This window comes from Moorena sp. SIO2C4 (assembly GCF_010672485.1).
Lineage (GTDB): Bacteria > Cyanobacteriota > Cyanobacteriia > Cyanobacteriales > Coleofasciculaceae > Moorena > Moorena producens.
Genome location: NZ_JAAHGN010000774.1, coordinates 1 through 3697, shown reverse-complemented (window position 1 = coordinate 3697; position 3697 = coordinate 1). Strand labels below are relative to the sequence as shown.

4 protein-coding genes and 1 pseudogene are annotated in these 3697 nt (G+C 44.6%); 2 read left to right on the top strand and 3 right to left on the bottom strand.

Translation table 11 applies throughout. The annotated features are described in order from the left end of the window. A pseudogene (locus F6K20_RS40920) lies at positions 1-287 on the bottom strand (DUF4058 family protein); the annotation flags it as partial. Between the two features lie 85 nt (positions 288-372). On the opposite strand from F6K20_RS40920, the gene F6K20_RS40915 reads away from it, so the two are divergent. Further along, entirely contained in the window at positions 373-594 is a 222-nt protein-coding gene (locus F6K20_RS40915) for a hypothetical protein (protein ID WP_287296964.1), read from the top strand. Here F6K20_RS40915 and F6K20_RS40205 read toward each other — a convergent pair. Then, entirely contained in the window at positions 556-645 is a 90-nt protein-coding gene (locus F6K20_RS40205) for a DUF4058 family protein (protein ID WP_502708890.1), read from the bottom strand. The genes F6K20_RS40915 and F6K20_RS40205 overlap by 39 nt on opposite strands. A 401-nt stretch (positions 646-1046) precedes the next feature. On the opposite strand from F6K20_RS40205, the gene F6K20_RS28820 reads away from it, so the two are divergent. Next, entirely contained in the window at positions 1047-2459 is a 1413-nt protein-coding gene (locus F6K20_RS28820) for an amidase (protein ID WP_287296961.1), read from the top strand. Positions 2460-2607: 148 nt separating this feature from the next. Here the strand turns inward: F6K20_RS28820 and ilvC are convergent, their stop codons facing one another. Continuing rightward, on the bottom strand, positions 2608-3603 hold the full coding sequence (gene ilvC, locus F6K20_RS28815; protein WP_287296963.1) for a ketol-acid reductoisomerase: 996 nt from the start codon (positions 3601-3603) through the stop codon (positions 2608-2610). Positions 3604-3697: the final 94 nt, after the last annotated feature.

The window sequence follows — 3697 nt, the reverse complement described above, 5'->3', positions numbered from 1 at the left end:
TTTACCCAAGTTGCATCTGCGGTCGATAAAGGTGGTGGCGGATCTTGACTATAATCAATCGCTAAGTCATAACTCCCTTGGTCGTAAATGCTATGTAATAATTGTTGTAAATTAACCGTAGTTTATCGATCGCGTAGCGTGACCTATGGTCAATCATCTGGTTGGAGAGGTAAAGGAAAGGAAGGGATTGCTTGGGAGAGATTGAAAGGATATAAATCCGCTTGGGGACGGTCTTGATAGCGGCTGAACACGATGCGATAGTGGCTCTGGAAGGTTTGATTATTCATAGCCATCGGTTTTCCTTGACGCAGTAAATCAATTTACACTAAATGGGTTAAGCTATCTAATATTTTTTGCCGTTTGGTTTCATAAGTGCTGCGCCCTTATGATCGCGTAGCGTGGCCTACGGCCTTAGACCGTTTGTTTTTAGGAGAAAGAATTTCGATGACAGTAATTACTTTGCCAGTTTCTACTTTACGTACTTCTAAATACCACTTCTTGATCGTTCATGGGGGGAACCCCCAAGACCGTAATGGTGCGTTTGACCTTGGCGAATTAAATTCGCCACGAGTCGCACCTCTTGTGAACTTGTGAATAGTCTGGTGTCTCCAGGTAGGGATTCATCCCAGGAAAAGGTGAAGGCATCTTGTGTGTTGAGGCTGTGAAGTGCTATACTTCCTAAGTTACCGAAAAATTTTGGCTCTTCGGTACCTGCAACCTAGCTAGTAATTTTGGGACACTTCTGAAAAATCACCAGAGTTTGACGATGTGTTATACCAATTTATAAAATTAAGTGGTATATATAGATTGTAAATAAAATTAGTCTCAAGACAGCAAAGGTCTGGGCTCACCCCCTAACCTGCACTACCCTTGAATTTAAGCAACGTTTAACAAAAAGTCTCTCAAACTCCTACTCTGTATAGCTTTGAAATTTTAATAATTTAGTTTTTACTAACTAGCATCTGAATGCCTAAAAGTTTTGCCTAGCAATACTCTTAGGCATTTTTTTTTAAGAAATTAGCATCCCTTTATGGGAAACAACCATTATGAATCAAGTTGACCTAGCGTTTACTCCAGCTCTAGACCAATCCCAACTGATCCGCAAGGGTGAGATATCACCGCTGGAATTAGTCCAACTCTACCTGGAACGGATCGAAGGATTAAATCCCCAACTAGGGAGTTACTTCACTGTGGCGTCTGACATGGCACTGGCGGATGCTAAAGCCAAAACCGAACAACTTGCCCAAACTACTGATACCTTTAAACTTCCTCCATTTTTTGGTGTCCCGATTGCGATTAAAGACCTCAGGGCTGTAGAAGGACTCCCTTGTAGCTTTGGTGTTGCTGCCCTCAAAGACAATATTGCTGAGTATGATGATGGGGTAATCACCCGCATCAAGCAAGCTGGATTCATTATTTTAGGTAAAACTGCTACTTCTGAACTGGGTTCCTTACCCTATACCGAACCCCCAGGATTTCCACCGGCTCGCAATCCCTGGAATCTGGACTATACACCAGGGGGGTCTAGCGGTGGTTCAGCTGCAGCAGTAGCAGCTGGTTTATCTCCCATTGCCCAAGGTTCCGATGGTGGGGGTTCCCTGCGCGGTCCAGCCTTTTGCTGTGGTTTGGTGGCCATTAAACCGGCACGAGGTCGTATTTCTTACGCTCCAGTAGGAGACTTTCAAAGTGGTATTGCTAGTATTGGTCCGATGGCACGGACAGTAGCTGATGCAGCTGCTTTACTGGATGTGATGTCTGGCTATATTACTGGAGACCCTTACTGGTTACCTGACCCAGAGATATCTTTTCTAGAGGCTAGCCATCAACAACTGGATAATTTGCGGATTAGTTTTGCCACATCGATTAAACCGATGGGAGCAGCGTCAGCTGTATGTGAAAAGATTGTGGTGGAAACAGTGCAGCGACTCGAAGGGATGGGACATCTGGTTGAACCGGGTTGTCCAGATTTCACTGACATAGTAGAACCGTTTAAGACAGTATGGCAAGCTGGGATAACTTCAGCAGGAATTCCCCTAGAAGCCTTAAGTCCTATGAATCGCTGGATTGCTGAACAATCGGGTTCTGCTGGGGAATACTTACAAGCGGTGACTAAGCTACAAATTATAGCGCGTCAGATTGTGGGATTCTTTAACAACTATGATGTGCTAGTGTTACCTACTTATTTACATCCACCGATTCGGGTAGGAGAGTGGGACGATTTGAGTTATGAAGAAACCTTGGAGAATATTATTAATTGGATTGGACCGTGTCCACCATTTAATGCTACTGGACTTCCTGCGATCGCAATTCCTGCTGGTTTTGATGAGAAGGGCTTACCTGTAGGAATTCAGTTAGTGGGACCTCCAGCATCAGAAGCAAGACTATTGGCATTAGCGGCTCAGTTGGAAGCTGCAAACCCCTGGATTCATAATCGTCCTACTGTATCAGATAAAATCTGAAATTTACAGGACTTACGCCAAACTTGAGTTTAAATACTATAAGTAGTAAGATGATATATTTACCGATCCGACCAGTATAGTTATGACGTAAGTCCTGATTATAATTAAGTCCTAATTTAAGAGGTTAATCGTAAACGGTCAAGAATGCTTAGACTTTTTTCAACCAGCTGAACATAGCGCGTAAGTCTTTACCAACTTCCTCGACGGGATGTTCTTTATTCTGACGGCGCATAGCAGTGAAGACCGGTTTACCTCCCTGATTTTCCAAGACAAATTCACGGGCGAATTGACCTGATTGAATTTCTTTGAGGATTTTACGCATCTCGGCGCGAGTTTCATCAGTAACAATCCTGGGCCCACGGGTATAGTCACCATATTCAGCAGTGTTGGAGATGCTATCGCGCATGTTAGCTAAACCACCTTCGACGACTAGGTCAACAATCAATTTGACTTCATGAAGGCATTCAAAATAGGCCAATTCTGGTTGATAACCAGCAGCGACTAGGGTTTCAAATCCCGATTTAATCAATTCACTCAAGCCGCCACACAATACAACTTGCTCGCCAAACAAGTCAGTTTCTGTTTCTTCCCGGAAGGTAGTTTCAAGAATACCGGCACGGGTACCACCAATTCCTTTGGCGTAAGCCATGGCGCGATCGCGTGCTTGACCTGTGGCATCCTGGTAAACAGCAAATAGACAAGGTACCCCTTCTCCCTGTTCATAGGTGCGCCGCACCAAATGTCCTGGACCTTTTGGAGCAACCATGATCACATCTATGAATTCTGGGGGAACAATTTGACCAAAATGAATATTGAAGCCGTGGGCAAAGGCAATCACATTACCCTCGGTCAGATTTGGCTCAATTTCTGTCTGATAAATGGTTTTTTGGACTTCATCCGGCAGCAGGATCATCACCAAGTCAGCCGCTTTAGCAGCATCAGCCACTGTGTGGACGGTTAAGCCTGCTTCTTCAGCTTTGGCCTTAGACTTACTACCTGGATAAAGTCCCACGATCACATTAATACCACTCTCTTTAAGATTAAGGGCGTGGGCGTGACCTTGAGAACCATAGCCGATAATAGCTATAGTTTTATCCGCCAGTAGGTCTAGGTTAGCGTCGGTATCGTAATACATCTGAGCCATTGTAATTTCTGTTCCTTTTTTGCTGGTCACTGTCTTGATGCAGTCGCTCATGGGGAGGGGCTGTGTGCGGAAACAAGTTCCGCACACAGCCCCA

Coding starts and splice junctions, on each gene's coding strand:
- ilvC (WP_287296963.1), bottom strand. CDS start 3,603: ATGGCTCAGATGTATTACGATACCGACGCTAACCTAGACCTACTGGCG.
- F6K20_RS28820 (WP_287296961.1), top strand. CDS start 1,047: ATGAATCAAGTTGACCTAGCGTTTACTCCAGCTCTAGACCAATCCCAA.
- F6K20_RS40205 (WP_502708890.1), bottom strand. CDS start 645: ATGCCTTCACCTTTTCCTGGGATGAATCCCTACCTGGAGACACCAGAC.